General features: G+C 73.8%; 18 protein-coding genes. 5 read left to right on the top strand and 13 right to left on the bottom strand.

All coding sequences use genetic code 11. The features are described 5' to 3' along the window. Positions 1 to 154: 154 nt before the first annotated feature. The 4 genes from LG324_RS03950 to LG324_RS03935 form a co-directional block, all read right to left on the bottom strand. On the bottom strand, positions 155 to 1,783 hold the full coding sequence (locus tag LG324_RS03950) for an AMP-binding protein (RefSeq protein ID WP_404351995.1): 1,629 nt from the start codon (positions 1,781 to 1,783) through the stop codon (positions 155 to 157). Positions 1,784 to 2,182: 399 nt separating this feature from the next. Beyond that, positions 2,183 to 2,401: a hypothetical protein gene (locus LG324_RS03945; protein ID WP_404351993.1), complete on the bottom strand. Its 219-nt coding sequence runs from the start codon at positions 2,399 to 2,401 to the stop codon at positions 2,183 to 2,185. Further along, positions 2,398 to 3,867 (bottom strand): pyridoxal phosphate-dependent decarboxylase family protein, encoded by a 1,470-nt coding sequence (locus LG324_RS03940; protein WP_404351992.1) that lies wholly within the window; start codon positions 3,865 to 3,867, stop codon positions 2,398 to 2,400. The genes LG324_RS03945 and LG324_RS03940 overlap by 4 nt, the downstream gene beginning before the upstream one ends. Continuing rightward, a complete protein-coding gene (locus tag LG324_RS03935) occupies positions 3,864 to 5,198 on the bottom strand; it encodes an MFS transporter (RefSeq protein ID WP_404351990.1) in 1,335 nt (444 codons plus the stop codon). The genes LG324_RS03940 and LG324_RS03935 overlap by 4 nt, the downstream gene beginning before the upstream one ends. Positions 5,199 to 5,294: 96 nt before the next feature. Here LG324_RS03935 and LG324_RS03930 point away from each other — a divergent pair, with 96 nt between their 5' ends. Beyond that, positions 5,295 to 5,912: a hypothetical protein gene (locus tag LG324_RS03930; protein ID WP_404351988.1), complete on the top strand. Its 618-nt coding sequence runs from the start codon at positions 5,295 to 5,297 to the stop codon at positions 5,910 to 5,912. A 180-nt stretch (positions 5,913 to 6,092) separates the two neighbouring features. On the opposite strand, the gene LG324_RS03925 is transcribed toward LG324_RS03930, so the two are convergent. Both LG324_RS03925 and LG324_RS03920 read right to left on the bottom strand, forming a co-directional pair. Then, entirely contained in the window at positions 6,093 to 7,364 is a 1,272-nt protein-coding gene (locus LG324_RS03925; RefSeq protein ID WP_404351985.1) for a PQQ-dependent sugar dehydrogenase, read from the bottom strand. Between the two features lie 71 nt (positions 7,365 to 7,435). Next, entirely contained in the window at positions 7,436 to 7,771 is a 336-nt protein-coding gene (locus tag LG324_RS03920; RefSeq protein ID WP_404351983.1) for an MGMT family protein, read from the bottom strand. Positions 7,772 to 7,871: 100 nt separating this feature from the next. On the opposite strand from LG324_RS03920, the gene LG324_RS03915 reads away from it, so the two are divergent. Genes LG324_RS03915 through LG324_RS03905 form a run of 3 tightly spaced genes read left to right on the top strand, consistent with a single transcriptional unit; the run spans position 7,872 to position 9,860 of the window. Then, positions 7,872 to 9,089: a pyridoxal phosphate-dependent aminotransferase gene (locus LG324_RS03915; RefSeq protein ID WP_404351981.1), complete on the top strand. Its 1,218-nt coding sequence runs from the start codon at positions 7,872 to 7,874 to the stop codon at positions 9,087 to 9,089. A gap of 4 nt (positions 9,090 to 9,093) precedes the next feature. Beyond that, positions 9,094 to 9,504 carry a fluoride efflux transporter FluC gene (locus LG324_RS03910; RefSeq protein ID WP_404351979.1) on the top strand — a complete coding sequence of 137 codons (411 nt, stop codon included), beginning with the start codon at positions 9,094 to 9,096 and terminating at the stop codon, positions 9,502 to 9,504. Continuing rightward, positions 9,501 to 9,860, top strand: coding sequence for a fluoride efflux transporter FluC (locus LG324_RS03905; protein WP_404351976.1), 360 nt, complete (start codon positions 9,501 to 9,503; stop codon positions 9,858 to 9,860). Before LG324_RS03910 ends, LG324_RS03905 begins: the two co-directional genes overlap by 4 nt. Before the next feature lie 13 nt (positions 9,861 to 9,873). Here the strand turns inward: LG324_RS03905 and LG324_RS03900 are convergent, their stop codons facing one another. The 3 genes from LG324_RS03900 to LG324_RS03890 all read right to left on the bottom strand — a co-directional run bounded on the left by LG324_RS03900 (position 9,874) and on the right by LG324_RS03890 (position 14,324). Further along, positions 9,874 to 11,646: a DUF3592 domain-containing protein gene (locus LG324_RS03900; RefSeq protein WP_404351974.1), complete on the bottom strand. Its 1,773-nt coding sequence runs from the start codon at positions 11,644 to 11,646 to the stop codon at positions 9,874 to 9,876. 133 nt (positions 11,647 to 11,779) lie between these two features. Continuing rightward, positions 11,780 to 13,546: a S8 family serine peptidase gene (locus LG324_RS03895; RefSeq protein ID WP_404351972.1), complete on the bottom strand. Its 1,767-nt coding sequence runs from the start codon at positions 13,544 to 13,546 to the stop codon at positions 11,780 to 11,782. Positions 13,547 to 13,667: 121 nt separating this feature from the next. Next, entirely contained in the window at positions 13,668 to 14,324 is a 657-nt protein-coding gene (locus LG324_RS03890; protein WP_404351970.1) for a hypothetical protein, read from the bottom strand. Between the two features lie 40 nt (positions 14,325 to 14,364). On the opposite strand from LG324_RS03890, the gene LG324_RS03885 reads away from it, so the two are divergent. Next, positions 14,365 to 14,550 carry a hypothetical protein gene (locus LG324_RS03885; protein ID WP_207025098.1) on the top strand — a complete coding sequence of 62 codons (186 nt, stop codon included), beginning with the start codon at positions 14,365 to 14,367 and terminating at the stop codon, positions 14,548 to 14,550. 3 nt (positions 14,551 to 14,553) lie between these two features. On the opposite strand, the gene LG324_RS03880 is transcribed toward LG324_RS03885, so the two are convergent. The 4 genes from LG324_RS03880 to LG324_RS03865 form a co-directional block, all read right to left on the bottom strand. Next, positions 14,554 to 14,970, bottom strand: a complete 417-nt coding sequence (locus LG324_RS03880; RefSeq protein ID WP_207025099.1) for a VOC family protein — start codon at positions 14,968 to 14,970, stop codon at positions 14,554 to 14,556. A 14-nt stretch (positions 14,971 to 14,984) separates the two neighbouring features. Continuing rightward, a complete protein-coding gene (locus tag LG324_RS03875; RefSeq protein ID WP_030526955.1) occupies positions 14,985 to 15,461 on the bottom strand; it encodes an SRPBCC family protein in 477 nt (158 codons plus the stop codon). Between the two features lie 5 nt (positions 15,462 to 15,466). Further along, entirely contained in the window at positions 15,467 to 15,805 is a 339-nt protein-coding gene (locus LG324_RS03870) for a helix-turn-helix transcriptional regulator (protein ID WP_030526956.1), read from the bottom strand. A gap of 173 nt (positions 15,806 to 15,978) precedes the next feature. Beyond that, a complete protein-coding gene (locus LG324_RS03865) occupies positions 15,979 to 16,986 on the bottom strand; it encodes a LacI family DNA-binding transcriptional regulator (protein ID WP_404353120.1) in 1,008 nt (335 codons plus the stop codon). Positions 16,987 to 17,031: the final 45 nt, after the last annotated feature.

Raw genomic sequence — 17,031 nt, 5'->3', positions numbered from 1 at the left:
TCGGACCAACCTACCGCCGGGCGCGGGCCCGGCGGCACCTGCCGGGCGTCGCCCGGGCATCCCCTGCGAGAGGAGAACCTAGGGGGTCGGCGCCGGACGCGGCAAGACGGTCCACCCTGCCGTCCTCGACGCGTCGCCGCAGGTCAGGCTGCCCTCAGAGACCGAGCTCCTCGACCGTCCGCTCGCGCATCTCGACCTTGCGGACCTTGCCGGTCACGGTCATCGGGAACTCCTCGACGACCTTGACGTACCGCGGGACCTTGTAGTGCGCGAGGCGTCCGGCGCAGAACTCCCGCACTGCCTCGACGGTCAGCGGCTCGGCGCCGTCGCGCATCCGGACCCAGGCGCACAGCTCCTCGCCGTACTTCTCGTCGGGGACGCCGATGACCTGGGCGTCGAGGACGTCCGGGTGCGTGTAGAGGAACTCCTCGATCTCGCGCGGGTACACGTTCTCGCCGCCGCGGATGACCATGTCCTTGATGCGACCGGTGATCTGCACGTAGCCCTCGTCGTCCATGACGGCGATGTCGCCGGTGTGCATCCAGCCGTCGACGAGCACCTCGGCCGTCTTCTCCGGCTCCTCCCAGTACCCGAGCATCACCGAGTAGCCCTTGGTGCAGAACTCGCCCGGCGTCCCGCGGGGCACCGTCTCGCCGGTGACCGGGTCGACGACCTTGATCTCCAGGTGGGGGTGCACCGACCCGACGGTGTTGACCTTCTGCTCGAAGGTGTCGTCGACGCGGTTCTGCGTCGACACGGGCGAGGTCTCGGTCATGCCGTAGCAGATGGTCATCTCCTCGATGCCCGACTCGATGAGCTTGGTCATCATCGACGCCGGGCACGGCGAGCCCGCCATGATGCCGGTGCGGACCGACGACAGGTCGTAGGAGTCGAACTGCGGCAGAGCCCATTCCGCGATGAACATCGTGGGGACGCCGTAGAGGGACGTGCAGCGCTCCTCGGACACCGCGGCCAGGGTGAGCGCCGGGTCGAACCCGGGCGCGGGGATGACCATGCAGGCGCCGTGGGTCAGCGCCGCGAGGTTGCCCATGACCATCCCGAAGCAGTGGTAGAAGGGCACGGGGATGCAGATGCGGTCGGCCTCGGTGTAGCGGCAGAGCTCGCCGACGAGGTAGCCGTTGTTGAGGATGTTGTGGTGCGAGAGGGTCGCGCCCTTGGGGAACCCGGTCGTCCCCGACGTGTACTGGATGTTGATCGGCTCGTACGGGTCGAGGTCGCGCTGCGCCATCGTCAGGCGCTCGGGGCTGACATCGTCGGCGCCGGCCAGCAGCGCGTCCCAGCTGTCGCGGCCGATGACGACGACCTGCTCGAGCGCCGGGCACTCGGGCCGGGCGGTCTCGACCATCGCGACGTAGTCGGAGGTCTTGAAGGACGCCGCCGTCACGAGCACCCGGATGCCCGCCTGCCGCAGGACGTAGGTCAGCTCGTGGGTGCGGTAGGCCGGGTTGATGTTGACGAGGACGAGCCCGACCTTGGCCGTCGCGAGCTGCACGAGGGTCCACTCGGCGCAGTTCGGGGCCCAGATGCCGACGCGGTCACCCTTCTCGAGACCGCTCGCGAGCAACCCGCGGGCGAGCCGGTCGACGGCCTCGCCGAGCTCGCTCCACGTCATCCGCACGTCCTGGGCCCGGTCGACGAGCGCCTCCCGGTCGCCGAACCGCTCGACGGTGGCGTCGAGCGCGTCCCCGATGGTCTGCTCGAGCAGGGGCGGGTCGAGCAGGCCGACCGTGTGCGAGAGGGCGGGGTCGGGCGTGAGCGTCATCGGGGTCCCTTCGGCGGCGGTGCCAACGAGGTCCAGCCAACACGTCCGCGGCCCGCCGGGCAACCGAGCCCCGCCTCATCGCTCCCGGGGCGAGGACGACCCCGCACGTGCGGGCTTTCCGTGGTCACCGACCCGTCCGGACAGCGATGACCCCGCACGTGCGGGCTTTCCGTGGCCGCCGGCCCGTCTCGACAGCGATGACCCCGCACGTGCGGGCTTTCCGTGGTCATCGACCCGTCCGGACAACGACAACCCCGCACGTGCGGGCTTTCCGTGGCCGCCGGCCCGACCGGACAGCGACAACCCCGCACGTGCCGGCTTTCCGTGGCCGCCGGCCCGACCGGACAGCGACAACCCCGCACGTGCGGGCTTTCCGTGGCCGCCGGAACGCCCCGACGGTCAGCCGCGGCCGAGCACGCGACGGATCCAGCTACGCGCACCGCGCACCGTGACGACGTCGCCGAAGCCGCCGCCTCTCCACGATCCGAGCACGAGCGCGTCGTGGTCGTGCTGGCACGAGGTGCAGACGGTGCGACCCAGCTGGGTCATGTGCTTCGGGCCGCGCACGATGCGGCCGCACTGCTCGCAGCGCCAGCTGCTCGAGAGGGACGAGGTCATCGAGGTCCTCCGGTCGAGGGTCCGGGACGGGTCGGGCGCGAGAGCCGGTCGAGGACACCGAGGAGCAGGGCCTCGCGCAGCGCCGGAGGGCTCGCGTCGAGGAGCGCGTTGACCGGCGCCATCCGGGCGGGCAGGGCGACGCCGCCGTCGTCACCGGCCAGCCCGGCCGCCGCGAGCAGGCCGGCGAACCCCGCGTCGTCGAGCGTCGCGGGGTCGAGGTGCGCGAGCATCCCCGCCAGGGAGGGGTCGAGACGCACCGGCCCGGCAGCGCGCGCCGCGGCCACCGACCCCCGGAGCGCGTCGACGACCTCCGGCACGGCCGCCGCGGTGGCGGCCGAGAACGTCAGGTGGAGGGTCGGCGGCAGGTCGCGGAAGGTCATCTGCGGCTGGACGAACCAGCCGCGCGCGAGCATCTCATCGGCCACGGTGAAGACGTCGCAGGTGTCGTCGGTCGCGAGCGCGAGCAGCGTCGACCCAGGTGGGGCGACGACGCGCAGGCCGTCGAGGTCCCCGACCGCCCGGGCCACCTCGAGCGTCGCCCGGTGCGTCTCGCGCGCCAGCCGCGCGTAGCCCTCGTCCCCGACGAAGCGCGTGACGGCCCACGCGGCGGCGACCGGGCCGCCCGAGCGCGTCGACTGGGTCGTCGTGTTGAGCATCGTGTAACCGGGCCAGTCCGCCGACGCGAACAGGTGCCCGCGCCGCAACCCGGCGTCGCGGTGCAGCAGGACCGACACCCCCTTGGGGGTGTACGCGTACTTGTGCAGGTCGACGCTGATGCTCGTCACGCCATCGACGGCGAGGTCCCACGGCGGCACGTCGTCGAGGTGGGGCAGGACCCAGCCGCCGATGCACGCGTCGACGTGGCAGCGGGCGCCGAGGTCGAGCGCCAGCTCGGCGAGGGCCGCGACGGGGTCGACCACGCCGTGCGCGTACGACGGGGCGGAGGCCACGACGAGGATGGTCGACCCGTCCGCGGCCTCGGCCATCGCGGCGGGGTCGGCCCGGAGGGTGACGGGATCGACGTCGACGACGACCGCGCGCACCCCGAGGTACTCCGCCGCCTTCCGGAAGGCGGCGTGGGCCGACGCGGGCAGGAGCATGCTCGGCGACGCGACGTGGGGCGCGGCCTCGCGTGCGGCGAGGACGGCGAGCAGGATCGACTCCGTCCCCCCGGAGGTGACGACGCCGACGGCCCCGCGCGGCGCGTGCAGCAGCGTGGCGGCGCGGCCGACGAGGTCGTTCTCCATCCGCTGGATCGACGGGAACGCGGTGGGGTCCAGCCCGTTCGCCGACGAGAACATCGCCAGCGCCTCGCGGCCGAGGGCGTCGGCCTCGGCGAGACCGGAGTCGTAGACGTAGGCGAGGGTCCGGCCGCCGTGCGTCGGCAGGTCGGCCGCACGCAGGGCGCGCAGCTCGTCGAGGACCTCGGCGGCGCGCGGTCCGGTGGGGGCGGCGGAGGTGGTCATCCGGTCTCCTTCGGGTCGAGCCGGTAGCGGCGCAGCACGACGACCGAGACCGCGACGAGCACCGCCGGGACGACGGTGAAGCCGAGGGCGATGGCGGTGCGGGCCGAGTCCGGTTGCGCGGCAGCGGCGTCGGTCGACGAGACGTAGCCGCCGACGGTGAGCACGAGCGCGTAGAGGAACGGGCCGACGGCGAGGCCCAGCGTCTCCCCGGCGGTCCAGACGCCGGTGTACGTCCCGGCGCGGTCCTCGCCGGTGCGGGCGGTGTCGGCCGCCGCGACGTCGGGGAGCATCGCGAGCGGGAACATCTGGCAGGCGGCGTAGCCCACCCCGACGACGCCGACGGTGACGGCCGTCGCGGCGGTCCCCAGCGGCAGGGCGAACAGCGTGGCGAGCGCACCGACGCCCAGCAGCGCCGACCCCCAGAGGTAGCCGGTGCGCTTCCCGCGGCGCTCGCCGACCCGCTGCCACAGCGGGGTGACGAGGAGCGCCGGCCCCACGAAGCAGACGAAGAGCACGGCCGACGCCCCGGGCCGGCCGAGCTGCACCCGGGCCACGTAGTCGACGCCGGCGAGCATCGCGCCGGTCGCGAGCGCCTGGAGCACGAACACCGCCAGCAGGGTGCGGAACTCGCGCGACGCCGACACGACGCGCAGCTGGTCGCGCAGGCTCCCGCCGGCGGTCGCGGCGCGGCGCACGGGCGCGTCCCGCGTCCCCCACCAGGCGCCGAGGGTGCCGACGAGGATCAGCGCGCCGACGAAGAGCCCGACCGCGCGGTACCCCTGCTCGGGGCCGACGGCGTCGCGGACGACCGGCGCCAGCCCGCCGCTGACGAGGATGGCGAGCGCGAGCACCGCGACGCGCCACGTCATGAGGCGCGTGCGCTCGTCGTAGTCGTCGGTCAGCTCGGCCGGCATCGCGACGTACGGCACCTGGAAGAAGGCGTAGGCGCTCGCGCAGGCGAGGAAGGCGACGACGACCCACGTCGCGGCGAGGGCGGTCGGGCTCGTCGGACCGGCGAAGAGCAGCACGAACGCGACCGCCAGCGTCAGGCCGGCCCGCAGGAGGAACGGCCGGCGCCGCCCTGCGGGGTGCGTCGAGCGGTCGCTGATCCGCCCGGCCACGGGGTTGAGGACGACGTCCCAGGCCTTGGGCAGGAGCACGACGAGGCCGGCGAGGCCCGCACCGACCCCGAGCCGGTCGGTCAGGTACGGCAGGAGCAGCAGCCCGGGCACCGTCCCGAACGACCCGGTCGCGACCGAGCCGAGGCCGTACCCGCGGCGGACGGACGCGGGCAGGCGGGCGGACTCGGTCGCCACCCCGCGCTCGCCCATGGCCGGACCCTAGTGGGCCGCATCGCCCGGCGGGAGGGGCCCGACGCAGGACGGGGCGCCCGTGGAGCCACCCGGCGCGGCAGCGATGATGGGGCGGTGGGCACGAGGCGCAGGTTCCGCGGACGCATCACGGGCGTGGGCTCCACCTCCGGGGTGCGGGTCGTCGTCGGGTGGTGGCTCGAGTCGCCCTTCGGCGCCTTCGCCGACGTCATGGTCGAGACCGCCGCAGGGCATCGGGTGCTGCTGGCCCCGACGCAGCAGGTCGTCGACCTCGTCGCGACGACCTACACCTTCGACGAGGTCCGGCTCGAGCCGGTGGCGGTCGGCCTCACCGGCGACGGGCCCACCCGCCTCGACGTCACGTCGCCGTCGCTCACCCTGACCGCCGACCTCGGGGGCCGGACCCCGCTCGGCGCCCTCCTCGGCCTCGTGCCAGCCGTGCTCGCGACGAGCCCGGCCTTCGCGACGCTGGCCGACCCCGTCGCCCGGCTCGTCCTGCACGGGGTGCGGACCCGGGGCGTCGCCCGCGCCGGACGTCGTGAGTACTACGGCGCGACCGACGTCCACGCCGTGACGGCGATGTCGGGTCGCTTCGACGGCGCCGACCTCGGCGCACTGGCCCCCGTCGACCCGCCGTGCCGGTTCGGGTTCTCCTCCACCCCGCGCCGGCCGTCGGTCACCGAGGTCACGACGACCATCGTCGACGTCACCTGACGGTCGTCGGTGGCCCCCCGCCTCGTGCCCGCCCCCCGCGTCACTCGCGTATCGGGTCACCCGATACGACCGCGCCTCACCCGAGAACGGTTGTCGGGTGAGGCGCAGCGGTATCGGGTCACCCGATACGCGTGAGGCGGGCGGGGTCAGGGGCGGGCGGGGTCAGGGGCGGGGTGGGGGTCAGGTGCGCGGGGCGATGCGCAGCAGCTTGTCGTCGTCGCCGTTCGTCGTCGTCACGTAGAGCGCGCCGTCCGGGCCGAGGCGTGCCGCCCGCAGGCGGCCGTAGGGGCCGTTCGTCGCCTCCGGGATGGCCACGTCGGTCACGGAGCCGTCGCCATCGAGGCTGAGGACGAGCAGCTTGGCGCCCTTGAGCGCGGTGACGACGAGGGCGCCGTCCCAGGCCCCCCACTGCTCGCCCTCGAGGAACTCGGCCGCACAGACCGCCTGCGTCGTGCGACCGCTCTGCCACACCGCCGGCACGGCGTCGGGGTAGCGCTCCGTGTCGGTCATCGGCACGCTCTCGTCGTAGCCGCCGACGGTGCCGCCCTGGGCCGGGTCCCAGCCGTAGTTCTTCCCCGGCTCGACGAGGTTGACCTCGTCGTTGTTCGACGGGCCGTGCTCGGCGGTGAAGATGCGACCGGTCCCCGGCTGCAGCGCCACGCCCTGGATGTTGCGGTGCCCCCAGCTCGTGACGTACCGCTGCATCGGGTCCTTCGCGAACGGGAACGGGTTGTCCTCCATCGGTTTCCCGGTCTCCAGGTCGAGCCGGATCGTCTTGCCCCCGAGGCTCGTCAGGTCCTGCGGGATGCTGCCGACGGCCGTGTCGCCCGTGCCGACGACGAGCGCACCGTCGGCGTCGAGCTCGGGACGGCAGCCCGAGTGGCGGCCGGTCGAGATCGGCAGCCCGTCGAGCAGCGTCTTCTCCCGCTCGGCAGAGCGTCCGTCGGCCGCCAGCCGCCACGTGACGAGGCGGATGTCCGTCGGCGCGCCACCCTCCTGGTGGGTCTGGCAGGTCGTGAACCGGCGGGTCTGCGCGAAGTCGGGGTGCACGACCATCCCGAGCAGGCCCCCCTCGCTGTTGACGTAGACGTCGTCGAGGTCGGCGCGCACCCGCGTGACCGACGCGCCCTCCCGCAGGCCCGACACGAGCGAGATCCGCCCGGGACGCTCGGTGACCAGCGCCGTGCCGTCCGGGAGGAAGCCGATGTCCCAGCCGTGCTCGAGCCCGCCGGCGACCTCCTCGACGTCGAGCTCGGGCTCCTGGGTGCTGCGCGGCGCCGGGCTCGAGGAGGGCGGCGCGCTCGAGCTGCCGGAGGCCGACGTGCTCGGGCGGGCGGGCACCTCGCCGAACCCGTCGTCGTCACCCGACGAGCAGCCGCCGACGGCGACGAGCCCGAGGCAGGCGGCGAAGGCCGCGGTGCGGCGGACGGCGGTCGAGCGACGGGGTCCCATGCCCCAGTCTCACATCCCGTCGGCGACGGGGCCCCGGGCCGGACCGGCGTTCGACAGGTCGCGGCAGTCGGTCAGGGCAGGTCGGTGACGGCCCGCTCGTAGGCGGCGGCGAGCGCATCGAGGTCGGCGCGGTACCGACGGATGTCGCAGCCGAGCCCGTTGCGCTTGAGGAGGATGCCCTCCTCCGCCCAGGTCTCCCGCGCGCGCTCGAGCAGGGGCGCGGGAAGGTCCCCGTAGCTGTTCGTGACCCGCCACCACGTGACGTTGCCGCCGTACGCCTTCATGATCGAGCCGACCTGGCGCGGGCCGATGCCGACGAGCGCCGCGAGGTCGCCGTACGACACGACGCACCCGCGCGGCACCTGCTCCACCGCGCGCAGCACCCGCTCCACGAGCACGTCGTCCACGCGCAGGAGTCTGCCCGACGCGTGCGCCGCCCCGCGGTGTGGGCGACATCCCGCGAAACACCCCTGCGTGGGACGGGTGGGGCCTGCGAGACTGTCCCGCATGCGGCGCATCGTCCAGAGCCAGAAGCTCCAGCACGTGCGCTACGACGTGCGCGGCCCGATCCTCGTCGAGGCCCAGCGCCTCGAGGCCGAGGGGCACAAGATCCTCAAGCTGAACATCGGCAACACCGCGCCGTTCGGCTTCGAGGCGCCCGAGGCCATCGTCGCCGACATGGTGCACAACCTCCCGGAGAGCCAGGGCTACGCCGACTCCAGGGGCATCTACTCGGCGCGCACCGCGGTCGCGCAGTACTACCAGTCGCGCGGCCTGCGCGACACCGGCGTCGAGGACGTCTACATCGGCAACGGTGTCTCCGAGCTGATCACCATGGTCCTCCAGGCGTTCGTCGACGACGGCAACGAGGTCCTCGTGCCGGCGCCCGACTACCCGCTGTGGACCGGCGCGGTCTCGCTGTCGGGCGGGACGCCCGTGCACTACCGCTGCGACGAGTCCAACGGCTGGAACCCCGACCTCGAGGACATCGAGGCCAAGATCACCCCGAACACGCACGCGATCGTCGTCATCAACCCGAACAACCCGACGGGGGCCGTGTACTCGGAGGAGACAGTGCGCGCGCTCGTCGACATCGCGAGGCGCCACGACCTCGTCGTCATGGCCGACGAGATCTACGAGAAGATCCTCTTCGACGACGCGGTGCACCACCACGCCGCGACGTTCGCCGGCGAGGACGTCCTCTGCCTCACCTTCAGCGGCCTGTCGAAGGCCTACCGGGTCTGCGGCTACCGCGCCGGCTGGGTGATGGTCTCGGGCCCCAAGCACCTCGCGTCGGACTTCCTCGAGGGCCTGACGCTCCTCGCGAACATGCGGATGTGCGCCAACGTCCCTGCGCAGCACGCCATCCAGACCGCGCTCGGCGGGTACCAGTCGGTCAACGAACTGATCGGGCCGGGCGGTCGCTTCCGGGAGCAGTCGAAGCTCGCGTGGCGGCTGCTCAACGAGATCCCCGGGGTGTCGTGCGTCGAGCCGCAGGGCGCGCTCTACTGCTTCCCGCGGCTGGACCCCGAGGTCTACCCGATCGAGTCCGACGAGGCGTTCGTCATCGACCTCCTGCGGGCCAAGAAGATCCTCGTGACGCACGGCACCGGCTTCAACTGGTTCGCGCCGGACCACTTCCGGCTCGTGACGCTGCCCGACGAGGAGACGCTGACCGAGGCGATCGGCCGCATCGCCGAGCACCTCGCGACGATGCGCGCCTGACGGGATGGCCTCCGCCGCAGCCCTTCCCGACGGCGCGACGCTCGGCGTGGTCGCGGTCGGCGGCGTGCTGGGGTCGCTCGGCCGCTGGGCGGTCGGGCTCGCCCTCCCGCACGAGGTCGGCGCCTTCCCCTGGTCGACCTTCGTCGTCAACGTCACCGGGGCCTTCGCGATGGGACTGCTCGTCGCCTTCCTCGTCGACCGACCGGGGGTCCACCGTCTGGCCCGTCCGTTCGTGGGGGTCGGCGTACTCGGCGGGTGGACGACGTTCTCGGCGCTGGCCGTCGACGCCGTGCAGCTCGGCGCCACGCACCACGTGCAGCTGGCGCTGCTCTACGTCGGCGCGACGTTCCTCGTCGGCACGCTCGCCGTCGCCGCGGGGATGCTCGGCGGCCGGCGCGTCTGGCCGGGCCCGTGACCGCGGCGCACGCGCTGCTCGTCGCGCTCGGCGCCGCGGTCGGGGCGCCTCTGCGGCTCGTCGTCGCCCACTACGCGCGCGAGCGGCTCGGGGCGGCGCCGCCCGCCGGGACCCTGGCCGTCAACGTCGTCGGCTCGCTGGTGCTCGGGGTGCTCGTCGGCGACGCGGTGGGCGGCTCGGCCCTCGCCCTCGTCGGCACCGGCTTCTGCGGGGCCCTGACGACCTTCTCGACGCTGGCGCTCGAGCTGTGGGAGGCCCTGGACGACGACCGCCCCGTCGCGGCCGCCGCGAACCTCGGGCTCTCGCTCGTCCTCGGCCTCGGCGCCGCGGCCCTCGGCTACGCCCTCGCTCCCTGACCCCGGGGACGGGTCACAGGACGAGCGCCGTGACCCAGCGAATCGCCAGCAGCGCGACCGCGAGCGCGAGCAGCGCGCTCCCCGTGGACACCGCGGTGCGCACGCTCACAACGGCAGCCGTCGTCGGTCGCACGACAGGGCGGAGGGCGTCCACCGCGGCGGCCACCTCGGCGGCGGGAGGGACCGTACGGGCGTCGCCCGGCTTTCTCGTCCACGGACCGAGGACCAGCTCGCCGTCCTCAACGACGACCACCACCTCGTCACCGGCCACCCGGACGTCCGACACGACCGTCATGGGTACCCGGTGGCGCCCCCACGGGTCCACCACCTCGATTCCGTCGGTGTCGACACGTACCGCGGAGACCGCCCGGTCCACACCCCAGTGGACGACGGTGAACGAGGTGAGGCAGATGCCGATCCCCTGCCACCAAGAGGCCTCCTCCCAGCCCAGCACCCAGACCCCGCCGACCGTCCCCGCGAGCATCGCGCCGAGGCCGAGGAGGCGGTCGAGCGGACTCGGGCCGAGAACGACGGGCAGCGTAGCGGGGTGCGCGCCGACCGGCACGGGGTCGCTCCAGTCGGCCAGGTCCTGCTCGAGGTCGGGGTCGAGCGAGGTGTCGTCGATCGCGGGCAGGTCCGGCAAGGGGCGCAGCCGCGCCGCCGGCAGCTCGAGGCCACCGGGGTGGAGCAGGGCGCACCACCCGCCGTCGCGGACGTCACCGACCAGCCACCCGGTCCGGACCTGCTGGTCGAGCCGGGGGGCCTCCGGTCCGGCAGGCCGGGGACCCGCCATGGTCTCGAGCTCGGCCACGACGACATCCCGGTCCGTGGCCAGGATCGGGACGAGGTCGTCCTCGACCTCGACCCAGCGCACGGGCACCCCCGACGTGTGCATCGTCGCCGCGAGGGCCCTGCGGTGCATGCCCCCACCGACCAGCGGCCGGGCGAGCACGACGGCGAGGAGCAGCGCACCGACCGCGAGGGACAGCCACCACGTGACGTCAGGGGGCTCGGCGACGAGATGGGTCCATCCGGGGTCTTCCGGATCGACACGCACGGGAACCCGCTCGCCGACCTCGTACTCGTCGAGCGTCTCGATGACGTGGTCGCGCGGCACGCCGGGCACCGGCTCCTCCAGGCGCAGCCGGTAGACGAAACCGTCCGCGCCCTCGGTCGCCACGACGACCGCGTCGACGGTTTTCGCTCGCTGCTCGTGCTCGGTCTCGGCGGCGAGCTGCTGGGCCAGTACGCCGACGCAGGCCAGGGAGGCGACGAACAGCGCGAGGGGGGCGAGGTGACGGGCACCGATCGACGGCCCGGTGTCGTGCACGAGACGGCGCGTGACCCCGCGGACCTCGGTCGGGAGGTCGACGAAGGCGCCGACCAAGACGCGCTGTCGCGACGCCCGCTCCCGGCGGAGGAGCAGCACGTGCCCGACGTGGAGCAGCGCGAGAACCGTCCACGCGACGTTGGCCGTCACGACGTCGTCGAACCGGACGTCGAGCACCGCGAAGCCCACCGCACAGACCGCTGCCTCGAGCGGCAGCCACCACACGAGCACCGTGGATGCGAACGCCAGGACGACAGCCGCAGAGAACACCACGTCCGGGCCGCAGACGGAAGGGTCGAGCGCCGAGCAGCGTTCCGCGGACCCGCCGAGGGCCGACGCGACGAACGCAGCGCCCCCCGCCGCCACGAGCGACCCGCGACGCCACCGGCTCTCGAGTCCTGCCACCCAACCGGCGGCGCGCGCGGCCGTCATCCCACCCGCTGCTTCGACGGTCACGGCGGGAGCCTAGGTCAGCGACGACGAACGCGCCGCCCGTTCCGGGAGAGCCGGGCGCGCGGCTCAAAAGCACGAACGCGCCGCCCGTCCCGCGAGAGCGGGGCGGGCGGCGCGTCCGGTCCGGAAGTTTCGGTCAGTGACCGTGACCGTGGTGGTGCTTGGCCACCACGCCGGAGGCGCTGACGATGCCGGCGCCGTAGAACCCGTTGAACCCCTTCCCGCCGACGCAGGTGGCGGTGTAGAGGTCCGAGCGACCCACGTCGGTGTACGACTGGACGCCACCCTCCGGGCAGGCGTGGTCGCGGGCCGTGCCCATGACGATCGAGCGCACGGTGTCGGGCGCGAGACCGAAGCCACCGTGGCGCTGCGACTTGCCATGGGCCGAGACCGCGAGCGCGGCGACGCCGGCGGCGTGCGGCGAGGCCATCGAGGTGCCCTGGAGGTACTGGTAGTACCCGCAGACCTCGCGGCTCTTGTCGCGGCCGTGGCCCTTGACGACGCGGCAGTCCTTCATCGTGCCGAGCGACTCCCCGAGCGGCGTGATGTCGCCGTTCTCGTCGACCTGGCCCTCCGCCTGCATGACGTTGAGCGGCGCGGTCGAGAGGATGAGGTTGCCGTTCGTGCGGTAGGTGTCGGTGCCGAGGCCGTCACGGAACCAGCCGCCCGGCGCCGAGACCTCGATCTCGCCCGAGCGCAGGTCGGTGGCCCAGTTCGAGTAGTCGGCTTTGCGCTCCGACGGGCCGACCGACGAGACGCCGAGGACGTGCGGGCCCTCGACGGGCAGGTCGAGGCAGGTCGCGTTGTCGATCGTCCGCGGGTGCTCGGTGCCGCCGGGGTAGTCGGGGCTCGAGGTGTCGGTACGGGGGTTGGAGATGTCCTCGTTGTTGTTGCCGAGCGCCGCGACGAGCGTGACGCCCTTGCGGTGCGCGTAGTTGAGCGCCCGCGTCATCGACCGGATGATGAGGTCCTGCTCGGCCGCCTCCTCCGGGCTGTCCTCCGGCGCTCCGCCGGCGCAGTTGTACGCCCACGGGTCGACGTAGAACGACATGTTGACGACGTCGAGGCCCGCGTCACCGGCATAGGTCAGCGCCTTGACGGTGGGGGTGAGGAAGAAGTAGCCGCTGTCCTGGCCGGCGCGCACGTTGACGAGGTCGACGTTCGGGGCGACGCCCGACACGCCGAGACCGTTCATCGCCGCGGCGATGGTGCCCGCGACGTGGGTGCCGTGGCCGTCGTCGTCGTGGTCGGCCGGGTCGACGCAGCCGGTGTACTCGCACGGCCCGTCGATGTCGGGCATGTCGGTCGTGAAGTTGCGCGAGAGACGGCGGTCGAAGTTCGCGGCGAGGTCGGGGTGCGAGCCGTCGACGCCGGTGTCCATCACGCCGACCCGGACGCGCTTGTCGCCCATCTCGGTGCGGTGCGCCTGCGGGGCGCCGATCATGTCCATGCCCCACAGGAGGGAGTCGAGGGGGTCGGCCTTGGCGCCCTTGGGCGGCTTCGGCGGCTTGTGGTCGTCCTTGCCGTGCCGGGCGGCGGCGCTCCGGACGGCGGCGTCCTGCTGCTCGCGGGTCACGCGGTCCTTGACCTTGCCGGCGTCCGGGGTGCGCCCGATGACGCCGTCCTTCGCGGCGGCCGCGACCCCGGGCATCGACCGGGCGGAGGCGGCGAAGCCACCCCGGGTCGAGGTGACCGAGACCAGGCCGATGTCGGTGTTGACCGCGGTCACCGTGGCGCCGGCCTTCTCGAGGCGCTGCGCGAGGGCGCGCGCGTCGGTGCCCTCGTCGGCGAGCACGGCGTACGCCGTCCGGGCCGTCGAGGCCGTGGCTGCGGTCGGCTGCGCGGATGCCGTCGCCGTCACCGCCCCCAGGGTCGCCGTGGCCAGGGCCACGACTCCCGTCATCGCAACCATGCGAGATCGTCGCATCGTGTGTCTCCTCCGTCGGGATGGACGCGGCGGTGCGTCCGGGCGCCACCGTAGGGGAGCGGCCGCGGGCTGGGAACCCCCGAGATCGGGGGATCTCTCAGCGGTCGGCGGCGGCCACCTCGACCTCGAGCCCGTAGGACCAGCCGTCGGCCAGCGGCAGGGTGTCGCCGCTCCAGAAGCGGCCGGGGTCGTACCAGTTCGTCGGGACGTCCGGGCGCAGCACGCCCATGTCCTCGAGCGTCGCCGCGACGACCTCGGCGCAGTAGGCGTCCTCGGGGCGCAGTCCCTTGACGTCGCGCGCCCGCCGGGTCAGGTGCGCGTCGCGCCCGCGCAGCCACCGCCACCCGAGCCGGACGGTCGACGGGAACGAGACGCCGTCGAGCCGGGCGACCGTGCGCAGCGCGGCGTCCTCCTCGGCCCGGCCGGCGCGGGGCTCGAGCTGGCGCAGCCACGCCCGCTGCCCGTAGCGCACCTGCCACGTGGTGACGGCCTCGACGAGGTCGTGCAGCTGGACGCCGCGATGGTGGTCGCCGGTCCAGTGGTCGCGCATCGAGCGGCCGAGCTCGGCGTGCCAGAGCAACGGCGGCAGGTCGTCGAGGACGAGGGCCATCCCGACGTGGTTGACCGGCGCGTTGCTCGCGGTCTGGATGACGCGGTCGGCCACGGTGCCCCCGCGGAAGATCCACAGGTCCCCGGTGCGGGCCGCCGCGACGGCCTCGTCGAAGGGGACGGGCCGGGTGCCGGTGTGCGCCATGGCGCCCAGTCTGCCGGGCCGCGCTCGCTAGGGTGGCGACGTGGACCGCAACCGCCTGTGGAAGCTGCTCGGGGTGGCCGGCGCGGCCGGTGTCGTGGCGACCGGCGTGCTCGTCGCCCGCGACGAGCGCAGCCGCCGCGCGTACGAGCCGGACGAGGTGCGCGACCGCCTGCGGGCGCGCCTCGACGAGGCCGCGGCCGACGAGCGCCCCGACGCCGACCACTGACCTTCAGGCGTCGTCGACCCGCGGGATGAGCGGCTGCCCGGCGCGCGCCCGGATCTCCTGCACCGTCCACGAGTTGCCGTCGGGGTCGCGGAAGCCGAAGAGCGTGCCCCCGTCCCGCTCGTCGAGAACGACCACCTCGTCGCACGCGACCCCACGGCCGACGAGCTCGGCGTGCGCCGCCCGGGCGTCCGCGACGACGAGCTGGACGCCGTGCAGGCTGCCGGGCGGCATCGCCCGCAGGTTCGGCATCGTGCCCATGACGACCGAGCAGCCGGAGCCGCGCGGGGTCAGCTGGGCGATCCGGCCGAAGCCGGCGTCCGTGTCGTGGTCGAGGTGGAACCCGACCCGGTCCCGGTAGAAGGCGACCGACGCGTCGAGGTCCGAGACCGGGACGACGACGACCTCGAGGGTCCAGTCCACGCTGCGCTCCTCCCTCAGCCCCGGGCCAGGAGGGCGTCGAGCTTGACGTAGCCCTCGGTCATCCCACCCTCCATGCCGGAGGCGACCATCGCGTCACGCCCCTCGACGCTCGAGCCGATGCTGCGGCCGTGCAGCCGCGAGCGCCCGTCACCGAGGTCCTCGAAGCGGAGCAGCTCGAGCGCGACCTCGTCGGGCATCCCCTCGAACTCGAAGGTCTGGACGATGAGCTCGTCGGTGCGCACCGTGTGGAAGCTGCCGCGGAAGCCGAACTCGCCGCCGTCGGGCGAGCGGTGGACGTAGCGGTAGCCGCCACCGTCCGTGAAGTCCCAACGCGGCACGTCCATCGCGTACCCCTGCGGCCCGAGCCACTGCCGGACCTGCTCGGGGTCGGCGTGCGCGGCGTAGAGCGCGGCGACGGGGGCGTCGAACTCGCGGGTGAAGTCGATCCAGGGCACACCGGCCGGGATGTCGAGGTCGAGGCTGTTGGCCATGCTGCTCACTCCTTCGTGAGGTCCTGCCACTGCTCCCCGAGCAGGGCGTCGAGGCGGCGGTAGCCGCGCTCGTGAGCGAGCCGGTAGCCGTCGAGCCACGCCGTGAGGCGCTCGAGGGCCGCCGGTTCGAGGTGGACCGGGCGGCGCTGGGCGTCCCGGCCCTTGGTGACCAGGCCCGCGTGCTCGAGGACCTGGATGTGCTTCGAGACCGCCTGCACGCTGATCCCGAAGGGCTCGGCGAGCTCGCCGACGGTGGCCGGCCCGCGGCTGAGCCGCGCGATGATCGCGCGGCGCACGGGGTCGGCGAGAGCCGCGAAGCCCCGGTCCACCAGCTCGTCGTCCATGCGACGTACTCAACCAGATCGTTGATCAACCGTCAAGTTGATCTCTGCGCACTGCTCCGCGAACGTGTGTTGACTCGCCGGGGCTCCTCGGCGAGTCAACACGCGTTCGCGCGGAAGGAGGGGCGGCGGGGAGGGGGTGTCGGGTGAGGGGGCGGCGGATGAGGGGCGGCGGGTCAGCGGCGGCGGCCGGAGCCGCGGACGACGAGGCGTGTCGGCAGGACGATGGTGCGCGGCGGCGACTCGTCCCCGAGCAGGCGGGCGAAGAGCACCTGCGCGGCCTTCTCGCCCATCGCCGTGGGGTCCTGGTGGACGGCGGTGACCGGTGGGTCGACGAGCTCGGCCAGCTCGAAGTCGTCGTACGCGACGAGCGACAGGTCGAGCCCGAGGTGGCGCAGCGCGACGAGCGTCAGCACCGTCACGCGGTTGTTGCCGGTGACGACGGCGGTGACCGGCTCGGGGTCGGCCACCCACTCCCCCAGCGCTGTGCGCACCGACTCGGCCGAGTGCGGCCCCATCGCGACCGGCGGGGTGCGGGGCAGCCCGAGGGAGACGTGGGTCGCGAGGAAGGACTCGCGTCGCTGGCGCGCCGTCCAGAACTCGGGGTCGTCGCCGAGGAAGCCGATGCGCCGGTGCCCGTGCGCGACGAGGTGCTCGACCGCGCTGCGCATCCCGCCGACGTTGTCGCTGAGGACCGTGTCGCAGGTCGCGCCGCGGACCGGCCGGTCGAGGTGGACGATCGGCGCCCCGGCCCCCTCGACCTCGGGGTCGGCCACCGGTGTCTCGCCGGCGGGGACGACGACGATGCCGTCGACCCGACGGGCCAGCAGCGCCCGGATGACGGCCCGCTCGCGGTTCGGGGAGTTCTCGGCCGACGCGGTGATGAGGTGGTACTGGTGCATCCGGGCCTCGCGCTCGACCCCGGCCGCGATCTGCGAGTAGAAGGGGTTGGCGAGCTCCTCGACGGCCAGCCCGATCGTGAACGTCCGTCCCTCCCGGATGGTCGCGAGCCCACCCGCACGGCGGAAACCGGTGCGCCGGATGACCTCTCTCACCCGCTCGGCGGTGTCCGGGCGCACGCCGGCCTGGTGGTTGACGACCCGCGACACGGTCTTGACCGACACGTGCGCCTCCGCGGCCACCTCGGCCATCGTGGGGCGCCCCGGTGTCCGGTTGGCCGACATCGCTGTCACCGCGTCATGACACCACACGGCGCCCCGACCAGCGAG

Origin of the sequence: Phycicoccus jejuensis, from assembly GCF_044797865.1 — a bacterium.
Lineage (GTDB): Bacteria > Actinomycetota > Actinomycetes > Actinomycetales > Dermatophilaceae > Phycicoccus > Phycicoccus jejuensis.
This window is presented reverse-complemented; position numbering and strand designations above follow the sequence as displayed.

Excerpts from the sequence above, each read along its gene's own strand:
- LG324_RS03915 (WP_404351981.1), top strand. The coding sequence starts at position 7,872 with ATGCGGCGCATCGTCCAGAGCCAGAAGCTCCAGCACGTGCGCTACGAC.
- LG324_RS03865 (WP_404353120.1), bottom strand. The coding sequence starts at position 16,986 with ATGTCGGCCAACCGGACACCGGGGCGCCCCACGATGGCCGAGGTGGCC.
- LG324_RS03945 (WP_404351993.1), bottom strand. The coding sequence starts at position 2,401 with ATGACCTCGTCCCTCTCGAGCAGCTGGCGCTGCGAGCAGTGCGGCCGC.
- LG324_RS03910 (WP_404351979.1), top strand. The coding sequence starts at position 9,094 with ATGGCCTCCGCCGCAGCCCTTCCCGACGGCGCGACGCTCGGCGTGGTC.
- LG324_RS03925 (WP_404351985.1), bottom strand. The coding sequence starts at position 7,364 with ATGGGACCCCGTCGCTCGACCGCCGTCCGCCGCACCGCGGCCTTCGCC.
- LG324_RS03875 (WP_030526955.1), bottom strand. The coding sequence starts at position 15,461 with ATGGCCAACAGCCTCGACCTCGACATCCCGGCCGGTGTGCCCTGGATC.
- LG324_RS03950 (WP_404351995.1), bottom strand. The coding sequence starts at position 1,783 with ATGACGCTCACGCCCGACCCCGCCCTCTCGCACACGGTCGGCCTGCTC.
- LG324_RS03870 (WP_030526956.1), bottom strand. The coding sequence starts at position 15,805 with ATGGACGACGAGCTGGTGGACCGGGGCTTCGCGGCTCTCGCCGACCCC.
- LG324_RS03935 (WP_404351990.1), bottom strand. The coding sequence starts at position 5,198 with ATGGGCGAGCGCGGGGTGGCGACCGAGTCCGCCCGCCTGCCCGCGTCC.
- LG324_RS03940 (WP_404351992.1), bottom strand. The coding sequence starts at position 3,867 with ATGACCACCTCCGCCGCCCCCACCGGACCGCGCGCCGCCGAGGTCCTC.
- LG324_RS03890 (WP_404351970.1), bottom strand. The coding sequence starts at position 14,324 with ATGGCGCACACCGGCACCCGGCCCGTCCCCTTCGACGAGGCCGTCGCG.
- LG324_RS03895 (WP_404351972.1), bottom strand. The coding sequence starts at position 13,546 with ATGACGGGAGTCGTGGCCCTGGCCACGGCGACCCTGGGGGCGGTGACG.